This window comes from Micromonospora sp. NPDC005172 (genome assembly GCF_040608555.1).
Taxonomy (GTDB): domain Bacteria; phylum Actinomycetota; class Actinomycetes; order Mycobacteriales; family Micromonosporaceae; genus Micromonospora.
Genome location: NZ_JBEXIL010000006.1, coordinates 155,606 through 175,821, shown reverse-complemented (window position 1 = coordinate 175,821; position 20,216 = coordinate 155,606). Strand labels below are relative to the sequence as shown.

Here is a 20,216-nt window from a genome sequence, read left to right as displayed (position 1 = left end):
CGCGCTCCGCGCCCCGGCTCGCGAGCCCCCGAGCAGGCGGCGGCGTCCTGCGTTGATCGACTCCAGGTCGGCGAGGTGGGGGTTTCGAGGCGTCTGGATGGCCCCAGATCGGCGAACTGGTGTGGACCACCGCTCGGGTCAGGCCGCCTGGTCGACCGTGATCCTCTGCGCCCCGGCGTAGACGTTCATCGTCGGGCCGCGCAGGAAGCCGACGAGCGTCATCCCCGCCTCCTCGGCCAGCTCGACGGCGAGAGTGCTCGGCGCGGACACCGCGGCCAGCAACGGCAGGCCCGCCATCCACGCCTTCTGGGTCAGCTCGAAGCTCGCCCGGCCGGACACGAGCAGCAGATGCCCGGCCAACGGCAGGCGGCGTTCCCGTACCGCCCAGCCGATCACCTTGTCCACGGCGTTGTGCCGACCGACGTCCTCCCGGAGCACGACCAGCTCACCGGCCGACGTGAACAGTCCTGCCGCGTGCAACCCGCCGGTACGGTCGAAGGCGCGCTGGGCGGCACGCAGCCGGTCGGGCAGTTCGGCGAGGAGCGCGGCCGGCACGGCGAGCGGGTCCGCCGTGACGTCGAACAGCGACCGCGTCCGGATCGCGTCGATGCTGGCCTTGCCGCAGACCCCGCAGGAGCTGGTCGTGTAGAAGTTCCGGGACGGGTCGGTGGTCGGCTCCGGCGCGCCGGGGGCGAGCACCACGTCCACCACGTTGTACGTGTTCGGGGTCTCCGCGCCGGCGCAGAGCTGCGCGGTCAGCACATCGTCGGTCGAGCGGATCAGCCCCTCGGTCAGCAGGAAACCGATCGCCAGGTCCAGGTCGTCCCCGGGGGTGCGCATGGTGACGGCGAGCGGCTTGCGTCGACCCGGGCCGCCCGGGCCGACCCGGATCTCCAGCGGCTCCTCCACCGAGAGGTTGTCGGGCCGCCGGACGGCTGCGCGCCCGTCGGCCGCGTCCAGGTCGATCCGCAGTACGCGCCGTCGGTCAGTCGCCCGTCCCATCCCGCCATCCTGCACCCCAGACCGGCACGCCCGCACGGCCGCCGGTCATCGGGCACGGTGAGCAACCGGGCAGACCGCGCCCGGCACGCGCCGACACCGGGCGGTCGAGCGTCGGCACGGCTACCGTGACCGGGTGGGGACGTACGCCGCCGTGGTGCTCGCGGGTGGGGCCGCCCGACGGATGGGCGGGGTGGACAAGCCCGCGCTTCCGGTCGGCGGCCGATCGATGCGTGACCGGGTGCTGGCTGCGGTCGGCGACGCCGCGCCCCGCGTGCTGGTCGGTCCCGGTGGCGGCGTTACGGACGGCGTACGGGTGACCCGCGAGGATCCTCCCGGAGGCGGACCCGTCGCCGCGACGGCGGCCGGCTTGGCGCTGCTCGACCCCGACACGACGCTTGTCGCGCTGCTCGCCGCCGACCTGCCGCTGCTCACCCGCGCCGCGATCGGCGACCTGCTCGACCACCTCGCCCCGCCCACCGCCGCCCGACCCGACAGCCTGTCCAGCCCGCAAGCCCTGGCTGGCAGCCCGGCATCCGCCGCCACGGCCGGCAGCCTGTCCAGTCAGCGAGCCCCGGCTGACAACCCGTCCGGCCGGCGAGTCGGCGCTGTCCCCGACCGCGAGCGGCCGGCTGACGGGGTGTGCTTCGTCGACGCGAACGGCCGGCGGCAGTCACTCTGTGGGGTGTGGCGGGTCGAGGCGCTGCGGGCCGGGCTGCTGCGGCTGGCCGCCGAACGGGGCGGCAGTCTGGCCGGTGCCTCGATGCGGGCGCTGTTCGCCGGTCTGGCGATCCGCGAGGTGCCGTGGGCCGGTGACGGTCCACCGCCGTGGTTCGACTGCGACACTGACGAGGACGTACGCCGGGCGGAGGAGTGGGTGCGATGACGGTGTTGGACGACTGGGTCACGGCGGTCTGCGCCGAGGTGGGTCTGGACCCGACCGACGTGCCCGTGTCGGCGGTGCTGGACCTGGCCCGCGACGTTGCCCACCAGGTGGTGCGACCCGGTGCGCCGGTCAGCGCGTACCTCCTCGGGGTGGCTGTCGGTCGCGGCGCCGACCCGGCGGACGCGGCGGCCCGGCTCAGCGCTCTCGCGGCCGACTGGCCGGTCCGGCTGGACGCCGAACTCGCCGATCCCACGTCCTGACCTGCCGCGCCGGGCACGGAGGACGTGGCCGTCTCCGGTGCGGGACGACGGCCGGTGTCCGATCCCGGTCCGGGCTGATTCGACGTCCGGAGCGCGTGGGTAGGGTGATCGGAACGGACGGAGGCGATCATGACGGCTGACCACCCCTCGGCGTCGGACGGAGAGCCCGGCGGTACATCCGAGCCGGCGGAGTCGATCCTGCTCGACGGACCCAGCACCACCGACCTGCGCGCCAAGGTGACGGAGGCATGGCGGGAGTTCTCCCGGATGCTTGCCCTGCGGCTGCGGGAGTTGCCGGCCGGCGCGCACCTCGAACTGACCCTCGACCCCACCGCCTCCGGTACGGGGGACGCCGTCTACTCGATCAGCGTCGACGCGGCCGACGACGGCGGGCTCTCCGCCCGGGCGGTCGGTAACGCGGCCCTGCCGCAGGGTTACCGGCTGGACCGCGCCGCGGTGGCGGACATGGTGGCGCTCGGCTGGTCTCCGCCCGGCGTGGTGGCCGGCTCCGGGGGTTCGTTCGGCCTGGACGGCACGGCGGCGGACGTCAACCGGATCGCTCCGCTGCTGTCCCGGACGCTGCGCGACGTGTACGGCGCACCGCACCCGGCCTTCCTCGTCTACCTCGTGCACGACGCCGAGGGTGAGCCGTTGGCCGTGGAGCCGTTGGGCACGGCGCGCAGCGAGTTCGGGCCGGACGCCGACGTCGAGAGTGACCTCCAGGAGGCGCTGGCCGAGGCGGCCGCCGACCGGGACGACGTGCTCGACCTGCCGGAGCGCGTCCGCACCGTGGTGTCCACGATGCTGAAGTCCGACGCCGAGCAGTTGCAGATCGACTCGGACGGCGACATCACCATCCGGGCCGGCTCGGCGATGGTCTTCGTACGGGTGCGGGACAACCCGCCCCTGGTGGACGTCTTCTCCCCGATCCTCACCGAGGTCGAGCCGACCGAACGGCTCTACGTCAAGCTGTCGGAGCTGACCAACCGGATGCCGATCGGTCGGCTGTACTGCGCCGACGACACGGTCTGGGCCTCGATCCCGGTTTTCGGCCGTAACTTCCAGGCGACCCATCTCATGCTGGCGGTGCAGGTGATGACCGGTCTCGCCGACGAGTTGGACGATCGTCTCCACGGCGAGTTCGGGGGCAAGCGCTTCTTCGGCGAGGGCGACAAGTCGGTCCGCGGTGACGATTCCCAGCACCGCACCGGGATGTATCTCTAGCTCACGTCGAGCAGGGTCTTGCCGACCGTCGCCCGCCCCTCGATGGCGGCGTGCGCGTCGGCGGCCCGTTCGAGGGGGAAGCGCTGGCCGATGAGCGGCCGGAGCTGCCCGGCCGCCGCGTCCGCCAGGACCGCGACGGTGTACGCCCGCAGTCGCGCGGGTGGCACGTCCGGCCGGATCAGCGTGATCCGGCGTTCGGCGGCGGCATCCGGCGTCACGGGGGACCATTCGCCGCTGGCCAACCCGTAGCTGATCATCCGGCCGCCCGGGGTCAGCAGCTCGAACGCCGTCCGGGCCACCGCCCCGCCGACGCCGTCGAACACCACGTCGACTTCGCCCACCTCCTCGCGGACGCGGTCGGCCCACTCCGGCTGCAGGTAGTCGACCGCCACTTCGGCGCCCAACCCGGGTAGCAGTGCCACCTTGCGCGGTCCGCCGGCCACACCGACCACGCGCGCGCCGGCCCGCGTCGCGATCTGGACGAGCATGCTCCCCACCCCGCCGGCGGCGGCCTCGACCAGCACGCGGTCGCCGTCACGGACGGCGACCGCCTCGACGAGCATGGTGGCGGTACGCCCGTCGGCGAGCAGGGCCACGGCCGCGTCCAGTGCCAGCCCGGTCGGCACGTCGATGGGCGCGGACGCGTCCACCACGACCTGTTCGGCGTATCCGCCGGCGCCGCCGGTGGCGGTGACCACCCGTTGCCCGATGCGGGCCGGGTCGACGTCCGGTCCGACGGCGGTGATGATGCCGCCGACACCGTTGCCAGGGATCATCGGCGGGGTGTACCGGTTCGGCCCGGGCCGCCCCGAGCGCTGCTGCGTCTCGACGAAGGTGACGTTCGCGTGCGCGACGTCGATCGACACCTGGCCGGGGCCGGGCGTCGGGTCCGGCGCCGGGCCGGGCGTCAGGACCTCGGGACCGCCGAACTCACGTAACCAGATCGCTCGCATGGAATCTCCCTCGTGTCGTGCCAGGAAGCCACGAGTCCAACACCTGAACCTCGGTTGAGGTCAAGCGCCGGTGGACGGCCCGACGCCGGGGGATTCGACCAGCCGGGACAGCACGATGGTGCTGCGGGTGGACGTCACGAACGATTCGGCGCGTAGTCGCTCGAGTGCCGCCTCGAGATGGGCGATGTCGGCGGCCCGCAGGTGCACCAGCGCGTCCGCTTCGCCGGAGACGGTGTACGCGCCGACCACCTCGGGGTGACGGCGGGCGGCCACGCCGATCTGCGCGGGGGTGGTCCGGCCGGCACAGAACAGCTCGACGAACGCCTCGGTGGTCCAGCCGACGGCCGCCGGGTCGACGACGGCGGTGAATCCCCGGATGACGCCGGTGGCGCGCAGTCGGTCGACCCGGCGCTTGACCGCCGGGGCGGAGAGTGACACCCGGGTGCCGATGTCGGCGTACGAGGCACGGGCATCAGCGACGAGCAACGCAATGATCCGCTGGTCAACGGCGTCTATCTGCAACGTTCCGCCTCTGAAAAGCAATGGTTGTGGCTGTTACGAAAGTTCAACGATACCTACTGTTGGTGACCGTGAACCAGCAGCGAGTCCCGCGAAAGCGGACATATCTCATGTGCTCGCCCGAGCATTTCGCGGTCGAGTACGCGATCAATCCGTGGATGGACGTGACCACCCCGGTGGACCGGGAACTGGCCGTCAAGCAGTGGGACCGTCTGCGCGAGACGCTCGTCGGACTCGGCCACGAGGTGCACCTGCTCAGGCCGGAGCCGGGGCTGCCCGACATGGTGTACGCCGCCAACGGCGCCTTCGTGGTCGACGGCAGCGTCTACGGCGCGCGGTTCAAGCACGAGCAGCGGACCGGCGAGGCCGCCGCGCACCACGCGTTCTACGAGCAGCAGGGCTGGCGGTTCGTCGCGCCGAGCGAGACCAACGAGGGCGAGGGCGACTTCGCGTACGTGCCGGAGGCGCACGGCGGGCTCATCCTGGCCGGGCACGGCTTCCGTACCGAGATCCCGGCGCACGCGGAGGCCCAGGAGGCGCTGGGACGGCCGGTGGTGTCGCTGCGGCTGATCGACCCCCGCTTCTACCACCTGGACGTGGCGCTCGCCGCGCTCGACGACGCGAACGTCGTGTACTTCCCCGGCGCGTTCTCCGCGGCGAGCCAGCGGGTCCTCACGCAGCTCTTCCCGGACGCGGTGATCGCCGACGACGAGGACGCCATGGCCTTCGGGCTCAACCTGGTCAGCGACGGCGCGAACGTGGTGCTCAACAGCGAGGCGACCCGGCTGGCCGGCAAGCTCAAGGCAGCCGGCTACACCCCGGTCCCGGTGGAGCTGGCCGAGCTGAAGAAGGGCGGCGGCAGCGTGAAGTGCTGCATCGCCGAACTGCGGCACTGACCCGAGCACTGCCGCGTACGGCAGGGGCCGGCCTCCCGTCGGAGGCCGGCCCCTGCTGCTTCGCCTGGTGGGCGCTCAGCCCAGCGTGGCCAGCTCGTTGATCAGCACGTTCGACATGACCTGACCGTCGCGCTGGACCTCCCGCAGGTACCACTTCTGCTGCGGGGTACGCGGCTGGTTGAACTGCCAGATGCCGCGCGGGCTGTCGATCTGGCCGATCCGGCCCAGCGCAAGGTTGACCTGTTGCGGGGTGGGCGCCCCGCCGGTCAGCTGGATCGCCTGGTCGAGCACCTGTGCCGCGTCGTACGACGCCATGGCGTAGGTGGTCGGGGTGGTCTGGTGCTTCTTGCGGTACGCCGAGGCGAAGACCCGGTTCGACGTGCTGTTGAGGTCGGCCGAGTAGTTCAGGGCGGTCTGGATGCCCAGCGCGTCCCGGTCCAGGCTCTCCAGCACGGAGCCCTCGGTGAGGAAGCCGGGGGCGTAGACGGGTCCGGAGAACTGGTCGCGCAGTTGCTTGATGAACTCCACGGCGGCCGCGCCCGCGTAGAAGCAGAACACGGCGGTCGGGTTCTTACGCAGGGCCTTCTCGATGTCCGCCGCGTAGGTGGTCTTGCCCGGGTTCGGGGTGGGGTTGGTGTTGGTGACCGGGTCCGCGATGCGCGGGTCGGTGGGGCCGAACTCCTGCCGGAAGCCGCGCACGACGTCCGGGCTGCCCACGTTCTCCGGCACGATGATCGCGATCCGGCCGTTCGCCGGTAGCTGGTCGCGCAGGTAGCGGCCCAGCGCCCGCCCGGCTTCGTCCAGCACGTACGAGGTACGCCAGATGTAGACGACGCTCTGCAGGCTGCTCGGCGAGGCGTTGGACCCGATGAGCGGGATTCGGGCCTCCTCGACGGTGTCGCGGATGCCGACCATCACCGACGAGTTGACCACGCCGGTGAGCGCCAGCACGTTCTGCTTGAGAAGCTGGTCGACGGCGGCCTTACCGGTCTTGGCGGTCTCACCCTCGTCGGCCGTCAGCAGCTCGACCGGATGGCCGCCCAGTTGCTGGTTGTGCAGGTCGAGGAAGAGTTGGAAGCCGTTGGTGATGTCGTCACCGATGGACTTGAAGCCGCCGGCCTTCGGTGCGATCAGACCGATCTTGATCGGGCCCTTGGTGGGCGTCGGCTGGGCGTCGGTGTCGGAGCCGCACGCTGCGGCGAATCCGGTCGTACCGAGCGCGGCCAACAGTTGGAGCGCCCGCCTGCGATTCATCTGCGACACCGAATTCCTTCCCAGGAGCGTTGCAGGGCGAACAGCGCCCCACCGGCGTTCTACCTGCTCGGGCGACGCTGCGTCAATGGCTAGTGATCATCGTGCAAGGACCGCAATGCATCGAGCAGCCGGGGCCACGCCGGAGACTCCGGGTCGATCAGCCCGAAATGCTCGCATGTGGGCAGCTCGACAAGGGAAATATCGGATCCTGCGGCACGAGTCGCTGTGACGAAATCCCGGCTCAGCGAGGCCGGTACCTGCTGATCCAGAGAGCCGTGCACAACTACTGTGCGTATCCGCATCGGTACCAATGATCGTGGATCTGCTACCGCGTATCGCTCCGGCACCTCCGCCGGGCCGCCGCCGAGCAGCGCGGCCACCGCCCCGGAGTCCAGATCCAGCCGGTACGCCTCGGCGAGATCGGCCACCGGAGCCAGGGCCAGCACCCCCCGCACCGTCGACGGCGCGCTGGCCGCCGCGAACAGCGCCAGGTGGCCACCGGCGGAATGACCGATCAGGATCGGCGCGGACGCGCTCGCCCGGCCGGGCAGAGCCTCGGCGACCAACTCCGGCAGCGCCGCGACCCCGGCCAGGACGTCGGTCAACGTGCCCGGCCAGCCACCGCCCGGCTGCCCGGTACGTCGGTACTCCAACTGCGCCACCGGGTACCCCTGGGCCGCCAGCGCGGCGGCCAGCGGCCCGGTGTGCCGTCGGTCGTACTCGGCCCGCCAGAAACCGCCGTGCACCACCACGACCAGCGGTCGGGCCGGGCCGCCACCCGCCGGGCGGCGCAGGTCGGCAATCTGGTCGGGGTGGTCGCCGTAGGCCACCGTCAGGTCCGCCGCCGGCGCGGGCCGGGTCAGCACGGCGCGTGGGTCGGCAGGCATGGCGCGACGGTAGCGCGCCCCGCGCGGGTGGTTCGGTCCTGGGAGTCGGTCCCGGGCGGCATGGGTCACGCCGCCTGGGTGAAGATGGACCCCATGACCGCTGAGCAGAACGACCAGCCCGGCCCCGACGACTCCGGCCACTCCGGCACCGTGGTGGTGGTCGGTCCGGACGGGCGGCCGATCGGCACCGTGCAGACCGAGGAGGGGCAGGGCGAGGACCCGACCCGCCTGGTCGAGCAGCCGGCCAAGGTGATGCGGATCGGCAGCATGATCAAGCAGCTCCTGGAGGAGGTCAAGGCCGCCCCGCTGGACGACGCCAGCCGCCACCGGATGCGGGAGATCCACGAGCGCTCCATCGTCGAGCTGAAGGAGGGCCTCGCGCCCGAGCTGCGCGACGAGCTGGAGCGGATCTCGCTGCCCTTCACCGAGGACAAGGCGCCCAGCGAGAGCGAGCTGCGCATCGCACACGCCCAGCTCGTCGGCTGGCTGGAGGGCCTGTTCCACGGCATCCAGGCCGCCCTGGTCGCCCAGCAGATGGCCGCTCGAGTCCAGTTGGAGCAGATGCGCGGCGGCCGCCAGGCGCTGCCCAGCGGCCCCGGTGGCGTCGTCCCCGGCATCCCGGGCATCGGCCAGCCGGGCGGCGGTGAGGGTCACAACACCGGTCAGTACCTCTGACGGGTCACTCGACCCCGAAGACCTTCTCGAGGTACGCGGCCACGCCGTCCTCGGAGTTCGTACCGGTCACCTCGTCGGCGACCGCGAGGACGGCGGGGTGCGCGTTGGCCACCGCCACGCCGCGCCCCGCCCAACTCAGCATCGGCACGTCGTTGGGCATGTCGCCGAAGGCCACCACGTCCGCCGCAGCCACACCGAGCCGGTCGCAGTACCAGTCGAGCCCGGCCGCCTTGGTCACCCCGGCCGCGGATATCTCCACCAGGCCCGACGACGACGAGTGCGTCGCCTCGGCCAGCCCCACCAGCGCCGCCGCCACCACCGCGACGAACGCGTCCGGATCCTGCTCGCCAGCGCGGGCGAGCAGCTTCACCGCCGGGAGCGAGAGCAACTCCTCCGGCGTCTCGATCGGCCGGATGGCGTTCGAGTCGGCGTCCCAGCGCAGCGGGTACTCCGTCTCGTGCCGCATCTCGCGGCTGTCCATGATCTCCACGGCGAAGCGGATACCGGGCACCTCGGCCCGCAGGCGCTCGGCCACCTCGGCCAGGTGCTGCGGAGCGAGCGGATCGGCCCGCAGCACCTCGTCCCGCACCGGGTCGTAGACCACCGCACCGTTGGCGCAGACCGCCGGCAGCGGCGCGTCCAGCTGGTCGTACACCATCTGCAGCCAACGGACCGGGCGGCCGGTGACCAGGACGACCGGCGTGTCTCGCGCGGTGAGCCGCGCGAGCATGGTGGCGGTGCGGGGGCTGAGCGTGTGGTCGTCGCGGATGAGCGTGCCGTCGATGTCGGTGGCTACCAGCCGAGGGGTGTCTCCCATCACCGGGACAGTAGCCGGTCCAGGTACACCGCCACCCCGTCGTCGTCGTTGCGCAGGGTCACCTCGTCGGCGGCGGCGCGGACGTCCGGGTGCGCGTTCGCCACCGCCACCCGCGACCAGCCAGCCCACTCGAACATCGGCAGGTCGTTGGGCATGTCACCGAAGACCAGGACGTCAGCCGGGTCGACGCCGAGACTCTGCGCCACCACCGTCAGCCCGGTCGCCTTGTCCGTCCCGGGCGGGCAGATCTCGATGAAGCCGAGCCCGGCCTGGGTGAGCGTGGCGACCTGCGGCGAGACGATCCGACGGGCCACCGCCAGCAGTTCGTCGACGTGGTGGTCGGCGGTCCGGGCGAACGCCTTGATCACGTCACAGGAGAGGCATTCAGCGCGGCTGCGCGCCTCGAACCGGTCCTGGTAGGGCCAGCTCTCGTGGTAGTCACCCCAGAGCGGGGCGTCGTGTTCGTCGGACGCCTCGACCATCACGGTCAGCGGGCCGACCTCGGCCTCCAGATCGGCGAGCAGCCGGGCCAGCACCTCGGCGGGCAGGCGCTCGTCGCGGAGCACCACCGGGCCCGTCGGGTCGCTCTGGTCGACCACACGTCCGCCGCCGGCCATCACCAGAAAGTCGGCGGCGCGGATGTCGTTACGCGTCAGCTCGGTCAGTCGGGGGCCACGTCCGGTTGCGCCGACCACCGGAATTCCGGCGGCCCGCACCCGGTCGAGCACCCCATGGGTGTACGCGGAGACGGTGTCATCGCTGCGGACGAGCGTCCCGTCGAGGTCGGTCGCGATCAGCTTGGGCAGTCCCGGGCGGGTCATCGTTCCTCCTTCGCCCACCGCCGTCGCAGCCAACCGTGCGGTCCTGGTGGAGACCCGGCGTGACGGCGGGCAGCAACCGTACCTCGCGGAACGGGTCGCAACCATGGCTTCCCGGCGAATCGGGCACCAACGCACGGCACCCGGAAGGTGTCCACCCCTACCCCGGGGTGGCATGGCGTGCGGGCGCTCAGGACGGGTGTTCGGGGCGGGCGAAGGGGGTGGCCGGTTGCACCGTCAGGTCGGCGGGCGCGGGTAGGCCACCGTCGCCCGGCACCGGGTCCCGATGGCGGCGCCAGGATCGCATCGCAGGCACGTCGGCGCTAGCGTCATCGTCAGGCTGCCCGGCGGACGTGCTGGCCGGGACGGCCCACGCCAGGCGCAGAGCCGCGGCGAAGAGGACACACGTGACGAATGCCAGCACGAGGCCGCGGCCGTACTCGACCCGGAAGCCCTCCTGGGCGGAGTAGAGCAGGGTCCGCTCGCTGAGGTCGTCGAACGTCGCCGTGGCGGCGACCAGCAACGCCAGCAGCGCGCCGGCCAGCGTGATCCCGGCGAGTCGCGCGTTGGTACGGACCGTCGCCGTACCACCCAACGCCAGGGCCACGGCGCAGGCCAGGCCGAGTAGTCCGGCCAGATAGGCGATCCCGAAGCCGCCGACCTCGGACACGCCGGCAGGCACCTCGATCGTGCTGGTCCCGTCGGGACCGGCGTTGGGCATGGTCGTCACCACCCACTCGCCGAGCATCGACGCGACCCCGGCGACCGCGCCGAGGCCAGCCAGCAGCAGCGGCAGGCGAGGATCCCGGGTCAGGCCGGCCAGGGGGTTACCGAATCGACGAGCCCGCGCGGGCTCGTCGCCACCCCACTCGATCACGGCCGGCGCGTCGGACGGCTCGCCCTGGCGCGGAATGGGCAGATCCTCGGGCATCGGCCATCCCTCCGCCGGTCACGGGCCTGCGTCGAATCATGGCACAGCCCTTCGCGGCGGCGCTGTCGTCGACGCCGCGGGTCCGCCCATGGTCGCCACGATCCGTCGGCGTCGCCGGCCGGGGTGACGGGAATCGCAGGGCGGTCGTCGGTGCCGGTCGGTCGCCCGCTGGTCACCTTTCCGCTAGCGTTCTCAACATGCCTATCCGTACCGCTTCCGCACAATGGCAGGGCAATCTCACCGAGGGTTCGGGCACCGTCCGCACCGGTAAGGGCGGCCTCTCCGGCAACTACTCCTTCAAGTCGCGCTTCGAGGAGGGTGAGGGCACCAACCCCGAGGAGCTGATCGCCGCCGCGCACGCGGGCTGCTTCTCGATGGCGTTCTCGAAGGCCCTCGCCGACGCCGGCACGACGCCCACCTCGGTCGAGACCACCGCGAAGGTCCACCTGGACAAGACCGACGCCGGGTTCAGCGTGACCCGGATCGACCTCGAGACCGTCGGCCAGGTGCCCGGCGTCGACGAGGCCGAGTTCACCAAGCTCGCCGAGGCCGCGAAGGCCAACTGCCCGATCTCCCGCCTGCTCTCGCCGGGCGCCGAGATCACCCTCACCGCCCGCCTGGCCTCCTGACCCGGCGACCCGCACACGTGACCCCGGCCCGGGTCGCCGAGCGCGACCCGGCCGAGCGGTCCCGCGTCGGGCAGAATGAACGGCGTGCCGGTGGAGATGACACGCGAGCGCTTCGAGGAGCTGGTCGCTGACGCCCTCGACGAGGTGCCCGAGGAACTTCTCGGCCTGATGAACAACGTGGTGATCCTGGTCGAGGACGACCCGCCCCCGGGTGAGTCCGACCTGCTCGGTCTCTACGAGGGGCACGCACTCACCAACCGGGGCTGGGACTACTCCGGCGTACTGCCGGACCGGATCTTCATCTACCGGCACCCGATCCTGCGGATCTGCGACACCGACGAGGACGTCGTCGACGAGGTGGCGGTGACCGTGGTGCACGAGATCGCCCACCACTTCGGCATCGACGACGCCCGGCTGCACGCCCTGGGCTGGGGCTGACGCGGCGGGTCCCGTACGCGCCTCGCTGAACCGATCGCCTCCGGTTGCCGTGGTCACCTACGGTCGGTGCAGCGACCACGACCCTTTCAGGAGGCACCTTTCATGCGCAGCGAGCTGTTCTCGGCGGAGAACCTGGAGAAGGAGTCGGCGCAGGCGGGCATGCGCCTGCAGAACTCCAAGATGTTGAAGATCGAGCTCAACGGCGAGGCGATGGCCCGGGTCGGCTCGATGGTCGCCTACCAGGGCAACGTCCAGTTCCAGGCCCTGGGCTCGGGTGGCCTCGGCAAGTTCCTCAAGCAGAAGCTGACCGGCGAGGGCGTCCCGCTGATGAAGGTCACCGGCCAGGGTGACGTCTTCCTCGCCGAGCTGGCCAAGGACGTGCACATCATCGACCTGGAGCCGGGCGACGCGCTCTCCATCAACGGTTCCAGCGTGCTCGCGTTCGACTCGACCCTCCAGTACGACATCAGGATGGTCGGCGGCGCCGGCATGGCCTCCTCGTCGGGGCTGTTCAACTGCGTGTTCAGCGGCTACGGCCGAATCGCGATCACGACCAAGGGCACCCCGGTGGTGCTCAACGTGGACGCCCCGACGTACGTCGACCCGCAGGCTGCCGTCTGCTGGTCGGCCAACCTCCAGACCGGCTACCACCGGGCCGAGCAGCTTGGCCTCGGCACGCTGCTGGGTCGCCGCACCGGCGAGTCGTTCACGATGAGTTTCGCGGGTCAGGGCTTCGTGGTGGTGCAGCCGTCCGAGGAGCCGCCCGTCATGGGCAGCGGTCAGCAGCAGCAGCAGGAGGGTGGTCTGCTCGGGGGTCTGTTGAGCTGAGCGCCGACCCCGAAGGGGCGCGCTTACCGGGCGCGCCCCCAGGGCCCGGCTCCCCGCCCGCTCAGCTCATCTCGCCGGCGCGCAGTCGGGCCAACCAGGCCGTCGAGTCGGCGTAGTCGACGTCCGAGAGGCCGGCCGGCGCGGGCACCCGCCGCTCGCCCGCCTCGACCCAACGGTGTCGGGGATAGGACCCCAGGAAACGGACGTCCGCGCACACCCGGCGCAGCCCCTGCAACGCCTCACCCAGGCGTACGTCGGCCACGTGCCCGGTGCAGTCGAGGAAGAAGACGTACCGGCCCAGCGCCTCCCCGGTCGGGCGGGACTCGATGCGGGTCAGGTTCACCCCCCGTACGGCCAGCTCCATCAACACCGACAGCAGCGCGCCGACCCGGTCGTGGGCGATGTAGACAGCCAGCGAGGTGAGGTCGTCGCCGGTCGGCGGCGGGGGTGGGCCGGGACGGGAGACCAGCACGAAACGGGTCACCGCGTCCGGATGGTCGGCGATCTTGTCGGCGAGCAACGCGAGCCGGTGCCGGGCCGCCCCGATCGGCGCGCAGATCGCCGCGTCGTACTCGCCGGACCCGGCACCGGCCGCTGCCGCGCCGTTGGAGAGGACGTCGACGACCGTAGCGTCGGGCAGATGGTTCCGCAGCCAGCCCCGGCACTGGGTGGACGCCTGCGGGTGTGCCGCGATCGAGCGGACCGTCGACAGCGCGGTACCCGTACGCGCGGCGAGAACGAACTCGACCGGCAGGATCACCTCCCGGGTGATCACCAGCGGCTCGCCCTCGGCCATCTCGTCGAGGGTGACGCCGACCGCCCCGCCGATCGAGTTCTCCAGCGGTACGAGCGCCGCGTCGGCCTCCCCGGCCCGGATGCTGTCCAGAGCCTCCCCGACACTGCGCGCCGGCGTACGGGTGCCGTGTTCGGCGGCGGGGATGGTGCGCAGGGCCTGCTCGGCGAAGGTCCCCTCGGGGCCGAGGTAGACGAAGCGCGTAGGCGGTGTTCCGGGCATGCCGCCCAGACTACGCACCCGGCCCGAGCGTCGAAGCAGCATCGCAGGCGAGCGTACGGATGCCGGCCGGCCCGGTGGCCCGGACCTCGATGGTGCACACGTCCGTGCCGGCGGTGATCAGCTCCAGGGCCTCCGGCCGACCCTGGGTGACGACCTGGAGCTCCTCGTGCCCGGTCACCTCCAGCACGGTGTACTGCCAGTCGCCGGCGCACAGCGGCCCGCTGCGGACCCGGACCCCGACGTTGTCCGGGAGCACCGACGCCCGACCGCGCAGCAACTGCACCACCCGCTGCCCGGTCGGCCCCTTCCGGCAGGCCGTGGCCACCAGGCCGGGGTCCGGAGTGGCCAAGCCGGTGGTGGGGGGCGGCGCGGTCGGCGCGAACGAGGGGGTGCCCGTCGGGACGCCGGTCGGGCCGGACGCCGTCGGGCTGCCGGCCCCGGTGGGCACACCGGCGGGGTCGCGCAGCTCGGGAGGTGCCCCGCAGCCGGTCAGCGCTCCGAGCGCGAGGAGCGCCAGCAGCGCGGCCGCCGCGGGTGCGGCGGCGCCGGGGGCAGCGGGGTGACGGGGTGGGGTGAACGGCACGGGCCGATCCTCGGGACATCGGGGTACGTCGCGGCCGGGGTGGCCGAGCCCATCGTAGGGGGAGCGGCCGGCCGGGTGAAGGTCAGCCGAGGATGCGGTGTCCGGCGCGTTCCAACGCGGCGGTGCCCTCGGTCAGCCGGACGGCCGGCACGAGCACGTAGTCGGTGTCGAAGGTGGAGAAGGTGACCACGCTGACCCGGGCCGCGGCGAGCGGGTCGACAAGCGCCGCGAGCGTCCCCGTGCCAGCCACGCCCGTCGGGCCGGCAACGCGTAGGCAACGCCAGGTGGTCTCCACCACGGCGTCGGCGGGCACCCGGTCGGCAGGGCAGATGAGCGAGATCCCGTCGGCGGTCCAGCTCACCGTGACCACGTCAGCGCGGCCCAGTCCGCTCGACAACACGTCCGGGAGGGCGGTGCCGGCACCCAGCCGGCACACGGCGTACTTCCCGGGCAGCAGGGCGATATCGAGCATGAGGGCACCTTACGGCGTGGATCCCAGCCCATCCGGGCTTCGCCGCGTGCGGCGAACGACACATCCCGCCGCTGGTCAAACCTCGGAGAAGAAGGTGAGCGATCCGGCGACGGCACCGTCGGTGAGCAGCGGAGTGGAGATCGCGTCGACGGTCGCGTCAGGGCAGCCGACGGAGGCGGCCTGCACCCGCAGCAGTCCACGGGCGAGGCGGCCGGAGGAGAGCGCCAGCAGGGGCGGGATCTTGTCGATCTCGGCCTCGGTCAGCTCGCCCCGATTGGCGGTGAAATCCAGGAGGCGCAGGCCGCCGTCGAGCAGCGGGCGCCCGATCAGGCCGGCCGGTTCGCCCAGGCAGAGCAGCTGGCAGCCGGCCGTGGAGATGGCCACCACGCGGGTGTCGGCGTCGATCAGCAGGCAGGGCTCGTCGGCCCGGCCGACCGTCGAGGACCACTGGCCGACATTGTCCAACTCCAGCTCTGTCGAGGCTCGCGCCGACGGCACCAACACTTCCGAGAGCGAGAGTTCGACGTGGGCCACCGCGCCTCCTATGTACAACGACGGAATGTCCACGCTAGCCGGTCGACGACGGAATCACCGAGCGAGCCAGGTCACCGCGCCGCAGCGGAGAACCCGGGCGGCCGGCGACGGCGCGGGGGCCGGTGGGTAGGTGGGGGACCGGGGCCGCGTGGCGTCGCCGGTGACGTTACCGGCGGTGGGCCGCCTTGTCAGCGGCCGTTCGGCCCTCCTCGTACCACCGGTAGTCGGCCGATGGACGGTAAGTGCCGTTCAGCCACGTGTTCGGGTGCTGTGCCACCCGGGCCAGCTTTTCTGCGGTGGTCGGACTGATCCGGTTGCCGCCGGCCACGAGGAGCCGGTCCAGTTCCCGGTGGGTGGCCATGAGGCAGTCCTTCGGAAGTCCGTAGACGCTGATCACGCCGGAACCCACGAAGGTCAGCACGGGCGTCACCGGGATGGTCAACCCGACCGCGTCGGAGAGGGCCTTGCTGGCCCGCTTGGCGTCGCGCCGGGCCTCCGTGACGTACGGGGGCCGCTTACCGTTGATCTGCACGACGTCCCCGGCGACGAGCACCCGGGCCCGGCCGTGGTCGGCGATGGTGACCGCGAACAGACCGCTCGGCCCGATGGCGAGGAACCCGGCGCGGTCTTCCTGGGAGCGGTCGAGCAGGACGTCCGCCACGTCGGTGCGGGGCCACTCGATGACGTGCCAGGACGGCCCGAGGTGGTCGAGCTGGCCGAGCGCCCGTGCACCGGCCGCCTCCAACCGACGGGCACCCCGCTCGGCGCGACGCCGGCGGGCCCATTCGAGTGGTGTGGGGCGGACCGGTTCGAGAGCCCCTGGCGCCTCGACGCGGGGGTGGGGCACCGCGATGGGCGGCAGTGCCCGGGCGGTCGGTACGGCTCGTCGTGCGGGAAAGACAGTCATCGTCGTCGACCTCCGGCAAAAGGTCCCTCGAAGTTATCTTCTCACTACCCTACGTTGCCACTCCCGGTGTTCTGCAAGCCGGAGCGCCGGAGTGACTGTGGATGAATGCCATATTCATCCACAGTTCTTTTCTCGGATGCCGCCAAACCCTGCCCTACGCTGCGGTGGTGACCCACTACGTCGACAGTGAAGTCGGCCGGCTCGGCACCGTGCTGCTGCACCGGCCCGGCCCGGAACTGGCCCGGCTGACCCCCCGCAACAACGACTCGCTCCTGTTCGACGCGATCCCCTGGGTCGGCCGCGCACAGGAGGAGCACGACGCCTTCGCGGCCGCGCTGCGCGAGCGCGGGGTCGAGGTGCTCTACCTCGCCACCCTGCTGGCCGAGACACTGGCCGTCGAGGACGCCCGCGCAGAACTGACCGAGCAGGTGCTCCGCTCGCGGCGGCTCGGCGACACGCTGCGCACCAGGGTCGCCGACCACCTGGCCTATCTGGACCCGGTCGCGTTGGCCGACGTCCTCACCGCCGGACTGGCCCACGAGGAGCTGCGGATCAGCTCGGAGCGGCCGGGCGGGCTCGTCTACACCCTGATGGACCGGCACGACTTCGTCATCGACCCGCTGCCCAACCTGCTCTTCACCCGGGACTCGTCGCTGTGGATCGGCGACCGCGTCGGTGTCACCAGCCTCGCCATGCCGGCCCGCCGTCGGGAGACCAGCCTGACCGACGCCATCTACCGACACCACCCACGGTTCGCCGGCACCGAGTTCGTCTACCGCCCCGACCTCGAACATCTGGAGGGCGGGGACGTGCTGCTGCTCGCACCCGGCGTGCTGGCGGTCGGCGTGGGCGAGCGGACCACCCCGGCGGGCGCGGAACGTCTCGGCCGGCAGGTCTTCGCCGCCGGGCTGGCGCACACCATCCTGGTCGTGCCGATCGCCCAGAAACGCGCCACGATGCACCTGGACACCGTCTGCACGATGGTCGACGTCGACGCCGTACTGATGTATCCGAACATCGCCAGCACCCTCTCGGCGTACACCGTCATCGCCGGCGCGGACGGCGAGGACCCGCGGGTGGACGGCCCGGCGCCGTTCCTGCGGGCCGCCGCCGACGCGATGGACCTGGACCAGCTCCGGGTCATCGACACCGGCCTGGACCCGGTCACCGCCGAACGTGAGCAGTGGGACGACGGCAACAACACCCTCGCCCTGGCGCCCCGGCTGTGCGTCGGCTACGAACGCAACACCGAGACCAACGCCCAGTTGGAGCGGGCCGGCATCGAGGTCATCCCGATCGCCGGTTCGGAGCTGGGCTCCGGCCGGGGTGGCCCCCGCTGCATGTCCTGTCCGATGGACCGCGAACCGCTGCGCGGCGGGGTCAGCGCAGGGTGAGCTGACGGCCGAGCAGCCCCTGGCGGGCGCGGCGGCCGGCGGCGTCCAACACCTCGGTGCTGGCAAGGGCCTCCGCGTACCGCTTGGCGAACTGCGCGACCGGGTCCTCCCACTCGGCGGCCGGCGTCTCCTCCGGCAGGTCCCACACGGGAACGAGCCGGCCGTGGGCGCGGAACATCCCGGCGAACTTGGTCTGGTCGCCGAGCGTCAGCGTGCCGGCGGCGCCGAGCCGGGCCAGCGCGTCGAGGGCGGCATCCTCGTCGTCCGGCAGCACCCAGCGCACGTGTGACTTCTCGGGCACCCGGCACCAGTACGCGGCCTTCGCGGAGGTCATCCGCACGGTCGGGTAGATGGCGGCGTTGGCCCGCTCCAGGGACGCCTGGACGCCCGGATCGTCGGCCGCGCCAGGATCGAGCCAGAACTCGAACCCGTCGTGCATGGTGATCTCCAGCGGACCATCCACGAGGATGTCCTGGAGTCGCGGTCCGGGGCCGGGCAGCGGCGGCACGGACACCTGACCGCCCGGCTCGGCCCGCAGGGCGCTGAGCAACGCGTCGGCCAGGTCTCGGGAGACGTCGCCGGACTGCTGGTGCCGCTGCAGGCCGATGAGCACCTGGCCGTCCGGCTTGCTCACGGCCGGCGTGGCCATCGGCAGCACCGTGGCCAGGGTGACCGACCGGTCGCCGAACTCCTCGACCAGGGCGGGCGCCAGTCGCAGCGGGGCGGACGCGGCGGGCACCAGCTCGCGCAGCGCGATCCACTCGGACTCGTCGACCAGCCCTTCGAACGGTCGCGGCACGAAGATGTCCCGCACCTTGTCCCGGCGGGGAGTGGTGTCGCTGGCTACTCGCTGGCTCTTTCGACGCTTGCTCACGGCGTCACAGCCTAGTACCAGAGCGGCAGTAGTCGACGCCGACCAGGGGTTACCCGTTAGCACGCCAATGTGGTCGAAATGGTCGCCGGGTCGGACCTCAGCCGGCGAACGCTTTCGTCTGGACCGCGGCACGGTTCCATAGGGTCGCGGGTGCGAACGCGAAAAGGATGCTGAGGATACCGAGGAGTGTGATGGAGAGGCCCACACCGATCTCGTCCGCGGCGAGCCCGGCAATGAACGCGCCCACTCCCTGTGCCGTCGCGTTCGTTGAAGCGGCGATCCCCATGCCCCGACCCCGTTGGTCGTCGGGAAGCAACTCGGCCAGCGAGGACGCCGCTATGACGACGAGGACGGACCACGCCGCCCCGCTTACTCCAAAGGCGAGCACGGTCAGATAGGGATCGCGGATGGTAAGTGCGGCGAGCAGCGGTACGCCGGGGACGAGGCAGGCGATCGGAAACAGTCTTGCGTACCGGTCGGCGGTCACGAACCTAGCGAAGATCGCGAGCGTGACCACAGAGAACAACCCTTCTGCGGCCATGAAGAGGCCGACCCAGCGGTTGCTCAGGTGCAGATCGGACGCCCATGGCACAGAAAGCGCCTTCGGTGCCGTGAGGAAAAGTCCCATAAAGGTGGACAAAAAGATCGCTCGTCGAGCCGGCGAGCGCCAGATCGTGCCGAAAGTCGTGGTGACAGTGCCCGTTGCCCCGGCGGTCGCAACGGCGGGACGGAAGGTGACCGACGCGCGGACGATCAACGCTGCCGCGATGAAGGTCAGGCTGTCGACGAGGAGACACACCGTTGGTGTGAAAGCTGTGGCGATGAAGCCACCGGAGCAGAAACCGACGAGTTGCCCGCCCTGTGAGAGTGACTGCCGAAGCGCCATGCCCGGCCCGTACTGCTCTCGTGGCAGGACATCGCGGAGAAGCGCCAGACGGGTCGCTGTGTAGGGGCCGGACAAAAACGACGATGCGGCAACCAGGCAGCACAACGCAGCGAGCGGGAGGCCCGAGAGTGCCATGGTCAGCACAATCACCGCCCGCAGGGCGTCGATCGCTACTGAGACGCTTCTACGTGGCCGTCGATCGGCAAGGGGCGACAGCAGGAGTCCACCGGCGACAGTGGGCAGGTATGTCATCGCGTACGTCAGGCCACTCAGCCCCGCCGATCCGGTCCGCTCGAATATCAGCAACGCCAGCGCCACCCTGGACAACTGATCGCCAACAACGGAGAGTACTTCGGTGCCGACGAGCGCGACGAACTCGCGATTCCTGAACAAGCGCAACATGCGATATTCGCCTAGGTATCCGAGGGGCGGTTGGTGGCATCAGGCTTGCATAGTGGAGTGAACTGTCACTTCATTCCAACTCGGATGCGCCACCTCCGGGGCTCGGGTTCGCCCCTCCCGCGCACATGCCTTGCT

Annotated in this window: 24 protein-coding genes; 9 read left to right on the top strand and 15 right to left on the bottom strand. The window is 71.5% G+C overall.

What is annotated here, in order from left to right:
• Nucleotides 1–138 precede the first annotated feature (138 nt).
• Entirely contained in the window at nucleotides 139–1,002 is an 864-nt protein-coding gene (gene fdhD, locus ABZV06_RS06500; RefSeq protein WP_355619146.1) for a formate dehydrogenase accessory sulfurtransferase FdhD, read from the bottom strand.
• A gap of 133 nt (nucleotides 1,003–1,135) precedes the next feature.
• Here fdhD and ABZV06_RS06495 point away from each other — a divergent pair, with 133 nt between their 5' ends.
• The 3 genes from ABZV06_RS06495 (at nucleotide 1,136) to ABZV06_RS06485 (ending at nucleotide 3,369) form a co-directional block, all read left to right on the top strand.
• Entirely contained in the window at nucleotides 1,136–1,885 is a 750-nt protein-coding gene (locus ABZV06_RS06495) for an NTP transferase domain-containing protein (RefSeq protein WP_355619143.1), read from the top strand.
• The gene (locus ABZV06_RS06490) at nucleotides 1,882–2,145 is read left to right on the top strand and encodes a DUF6457 domain-containing protein (protein WP_355619140.1); all 264 of its coding nucleotides are present in this window, start codon (nucleotides 1,882–1,884) and stop codon (nucleotides 2,143–2,145) included. The genes ABZV06_RS06495 and ABZV06_RS06490 overlap by 4 nt, the downstream gene beginning before the upstream one ends.
• A gap of 129 nt (nucleotides 2,146–2,274) precedes the next feature.
• The gene (locus tag ABZV06_RS06485; RefSeq protein WP_355240336.1) at nucleotides 2,275–3,369 is read left to right on the top strand and encodes a hypothetical protein; all 1,095 of its coding nucleotides are present in this window, start codon (nucleotides 2,275–2,277) and stop codon (nucleotides 3,367–3,369) included.
• On the opposite strand, the gene ABZV06_RS06480 is transcribed toward ABZV06_RS06485, so the two are convergent.
• On the bottom strand, nucleotides 3,366–4,322 hold the full coding sequence (locus ABZV06_RS06480; RefSeq protein WP_355619138.1) for a zinc-binding dehydrogenase: 957 nt from the start codon (nucleotides 4,320–4,322) through the stop codon (nucleotides 3,366–3,368). The two genes, ABZV06_RS06485 and ABZV06_RS06480, sit on opposite strands and share 4 nt — an antisense overlap.
• Nucleotides 4,323–4,382: 60 nt before the next feature.
• A complete protein-coding gene (locus ABZV06_RS06475; protein WP_354814963.1) occupies nucleotides 4,383–4,844 on the bottom strand; it encodes an Lrp/AsnC family transcriptional regulator in 462 nt (153 codons plus the stop codon).
• 59 nt (nucleotides 4,845–4,903) lie between these two features.
• On the opposite strand from ABZV06_RS06475, the gene ddaH reads away from it, so the two are divergent.
• Nucleotides 4,904–5,737 carry a dimethylargininase gene (ddaH, locus tag ABZV06_RS06470; RefSeq protein ID WP_355240343.1) on the top strand — a complete coding sequence of 278 codons (834 nt, stop codon included), beginning with the start codon at nucleotides 4,904–4,906 and terminating at the stop codon, nucleotides 5,735–5,737.
• A 75-nt stretch (nucleotides 5,738–5,812) separates the two neighbouring features.
• Here ddaH and ABZV06_RS06465 read toward each other — a convergent pair whose 3' ends face one another.
• Nucleotides 5,813–7,000: an ABC transporter substrate-binding protein gene (locus tag ABZV06_RS06465; protein ID WP_355240346.1), complete on the bottom strand. Its 1,188-nt coding sequence runs from the start codon at nucleotides 6,998–7,000 to the stop codon at nucleotides 5,813–5,815.
• A gap of 80 nt (nucleotides 7,001–7,080) precedes the next feature.
• Nucleotides 7,081–7,878 (bottom strand): alpha/beta fold hydrolase, encoded by a 798-nt coding sequence (locus tag ABZV06_RS06460; RefSeq protein WP_355619135.1) that lies wholly within the window; start codon nucleotides 7,876–7,878, stop codon nucleotides 7,081–7,083.
• A gap of 60 nt (nucleotides 7,879–7,938) precedes the next feature.
• Here ABZV06_RS06460 and ABZV06_RS06455 point away from each other — a divergent pair, with 60 nt between their 5' ends.
• Entirely contained in the window at nucleotides 7,939–8,553 is a 615-nt protein-coding gene (locus ABZV06_RS06455; protein ID WP_355240352.1) for a bacterial proteasome activator family protein, read from the top strand.
• Between the two features lie 4 nt (nucleotides 8,554–8,557).
• On the opposite strand, the gene ABZV06_RS06450 is transcribed toward ABZV06_RS06455, so the two are convergent.
• The 3 genes from ABZV06_RS06450 to ABZV06_RS06440 all read right to left on the bottom strand — a co-directional run bounded on the left by ABZV06_RS06450 (nucleotide 8,558) and on the right by ABZV06_RS06440 (nucleotide 11,119).
• Complete coding sequence (locus tag ABZV06_RS06450) at nucleotides 8,558–9,370, bottom strand: HAD family hydrolase (protein ID WP_355240355.1); 813 nt, start codon at nucleotides 9,368–9,370, stop codon at nucleotides 8,558–8,560.
• Nucleotides 9,370–10,191, bottom strand: a complete 822-nt coding sequence (locus tag ABZV06_RS06445; RefSeq protein WP_355240358.1) for an HAD hydrolase family protein — start codon at nucleotides 10,189–10,191, stop codon at nucleotides 9,370–9,372. The genes ABZV06_RS06450 and ABZV06_RS06445 overlap by 1 nt, the downstream gene beginning before the upstream one ends.
• Before the next feature lie 187 nt (nucleotides 10,192–10,378).
• Entirely contained in the window at nucleotides 10,379–11,119 is a 741-nt protein-coding gene (locus tag ABZV06_RS06440) for a hypothetical protein (RefSeq protein WP_355619133.1), read from the bottom strand.
• 197 nt (nucleotides 11,120–11,316) lie between these two features.
• Between ABZV06_RS06440 and ABZV06_RS06435 the strand changes: the two genes are divergently transcribed.
• The 3 genes from ABZV06_RS06435 to ABZV06_RS06425 all read left to right on the top strand — a co-directional run bounded on the left by ABZV06_RS06435 (nucleotide 11,317) and on the right by ABZV06_RS06425 (nucleotide 13,014).
• Nucleotides 11,317–11,748 carry an OsmC family protein gene (locus ABZV06_RS06435; protein ID WP_355240364.1) on the top strand — a complete coding sequence of 144 codons (432 nt, stop codon included), beginning with the start codon at nucleotides 11,317–11,319 and terminating at the stop codon, nucleotides 11,746–11,748.
• Between the two features lie 90 nt (nucleotides 11,749–11,838).
• Nucleotides 11,839–12,186 (top strand): metallopeptidase family protein, encoded by a 348-nt coding sequence (locus ABZV06_RS06430; protein WP_355619130.1) that lies wholly within the window; start codon nucleotides 11,839–11,841, stop codon nucleotides 12,184–12,186.
• Between the two features lie 102 nt (nucleotides 12,187–12,288).
• Nucleotides 12,289–13,014 (top strand): AIM24 family protein, encoded by a 726-nt coding sequence (locus tag ABZV06_RS06425; protein WP_355240370.1) that lies wholly within the window; start codon nucleotides 12,289–12,291, stop codon nucleotides 13,012–13,014.
• Nucleotides 13,015–13,075: 61 nt separating this feature from the next.
• On the opposite strand, the gene pheA is transcribed toward ABZV06_RS06425, so the two are convergent.
• The 5 genes from pheA to ABZV06_RS06400 form a co-directional block, all read right to left on the bottom strand.
• Nucleotides 13,076–14,029: a prephenate dehydratase gene (gene pheA / locus ABZV06_RS06420; protein ID WP_355240373.1), complete on the bottom strand. Its 954-nt coding sequence runs from the start codon at nucleotides 14,027–14,029 to the stop codon at nucleotides 13,076–13,078.
• A 10-nt stretch (nucleotides 14,030–14,039) separates the two neighbouring features.
• The gene (locus ABZV06_RS06415; RefSeq protein WP_355619173.1) at nucleotides 14,040–14,546 is read right to left on the bottom strand and encodes a hypothetical protein; all 507 of its coding nucleotides are present in this window, start codon (nucleotides 14,544–14,546) and stop codon (nucleotides 14,040–14,042) included.
• A gap of 148 nt (nucleotides 14,547–14,694) precedes the next feature.
• Nucleotides 14,695–15,084, bottom strand: a complete 390-nt coding sequence (locus tag ABZV06_RS06410; protein ID WP_355240376.1) for an ACT domain-containing protein — start codon at nucleotides 15,082–15,084, stop codon at nucleotides 14,695–14,697.
• A gap of 75 nt (nucleotides 15,085–15,159) precedes the next feature.
• On the bottom strand, nucleotides 15,160–15,618 hold the full coding sequence (locus tag ABZV06_RS06405; RefSeq protein ID WP_355619127.1) for a hypothetical protein: 459 nt from the start codon (nucleotides 15,616–15,618) through the stop codon (nucleotides 15,160–15,162).
• Nucleotides 15,619–15,784: 166 nt separating this feature from the next.
• Complete coding sequence (locus tag ABZV06_RS06400; protein WP_355240382.1) at nucleotides 15,785–16,525, bottom strand: hypothetical protein; 741 nt, start codon at nucleotides 16,523–16,525, stop codon at nucleotides 15,785–15,787.
• Nucleotides 16,526–16,689: 164 nt separating this feature from the next.
• On the opposite strand from ABZV06_RS06400, the gene ABZV06_RS06395 reads away from it, so the two are divergent.
• On the top strand, nucleotides 16,690–17,919 hold the full coding sequence (locus ABZV06_RS06395; RefSeq protein ID WP_355619124.1) for an arginine deiminase: 1,230 nt from the start codon (nucleotides 16,690–16,692) through the stop codon (nucleotides 17,917–17,919).
• Here ABZV06_RS06395 and ABZV06_RS06390 read toward each other — a convergent pair.
• Both ABZV06_RS06390 and ABZV06_RS06385 read right to left on the bottom strand, forming a co-directional pair.
• Entirely contained in the window at nucleotides 17,906–18,793 is an 888-nt protein-coding gene (locus ABZV06_RS06390) for a DUF5926 family protein (protein WP_355240388.1), read from the bottom strand. The two genes, ABZV06_RS06395 and ABZV06_RS06390, sit on opposite strands and share 14 nt — an antisense overlap.
• Before the next feature lie 97 nt (nucleotides 18,794–18,890).
• The gene (locus ABZV06_RS06385) at nucleotides 18,891–20,081 is read right to left on the bottom strand and encodes an MFS transporter (RefSeq protein ID WP_355240391.1); all 1,191 of its coding nucleotides are present in this window, start codon (nucleotides 20,079–20,081) and stop codon (nucleotides 18,891–18,893) included.
• Nucleotides 20,082–20,216: the final 135 nt, after the last annotated feature.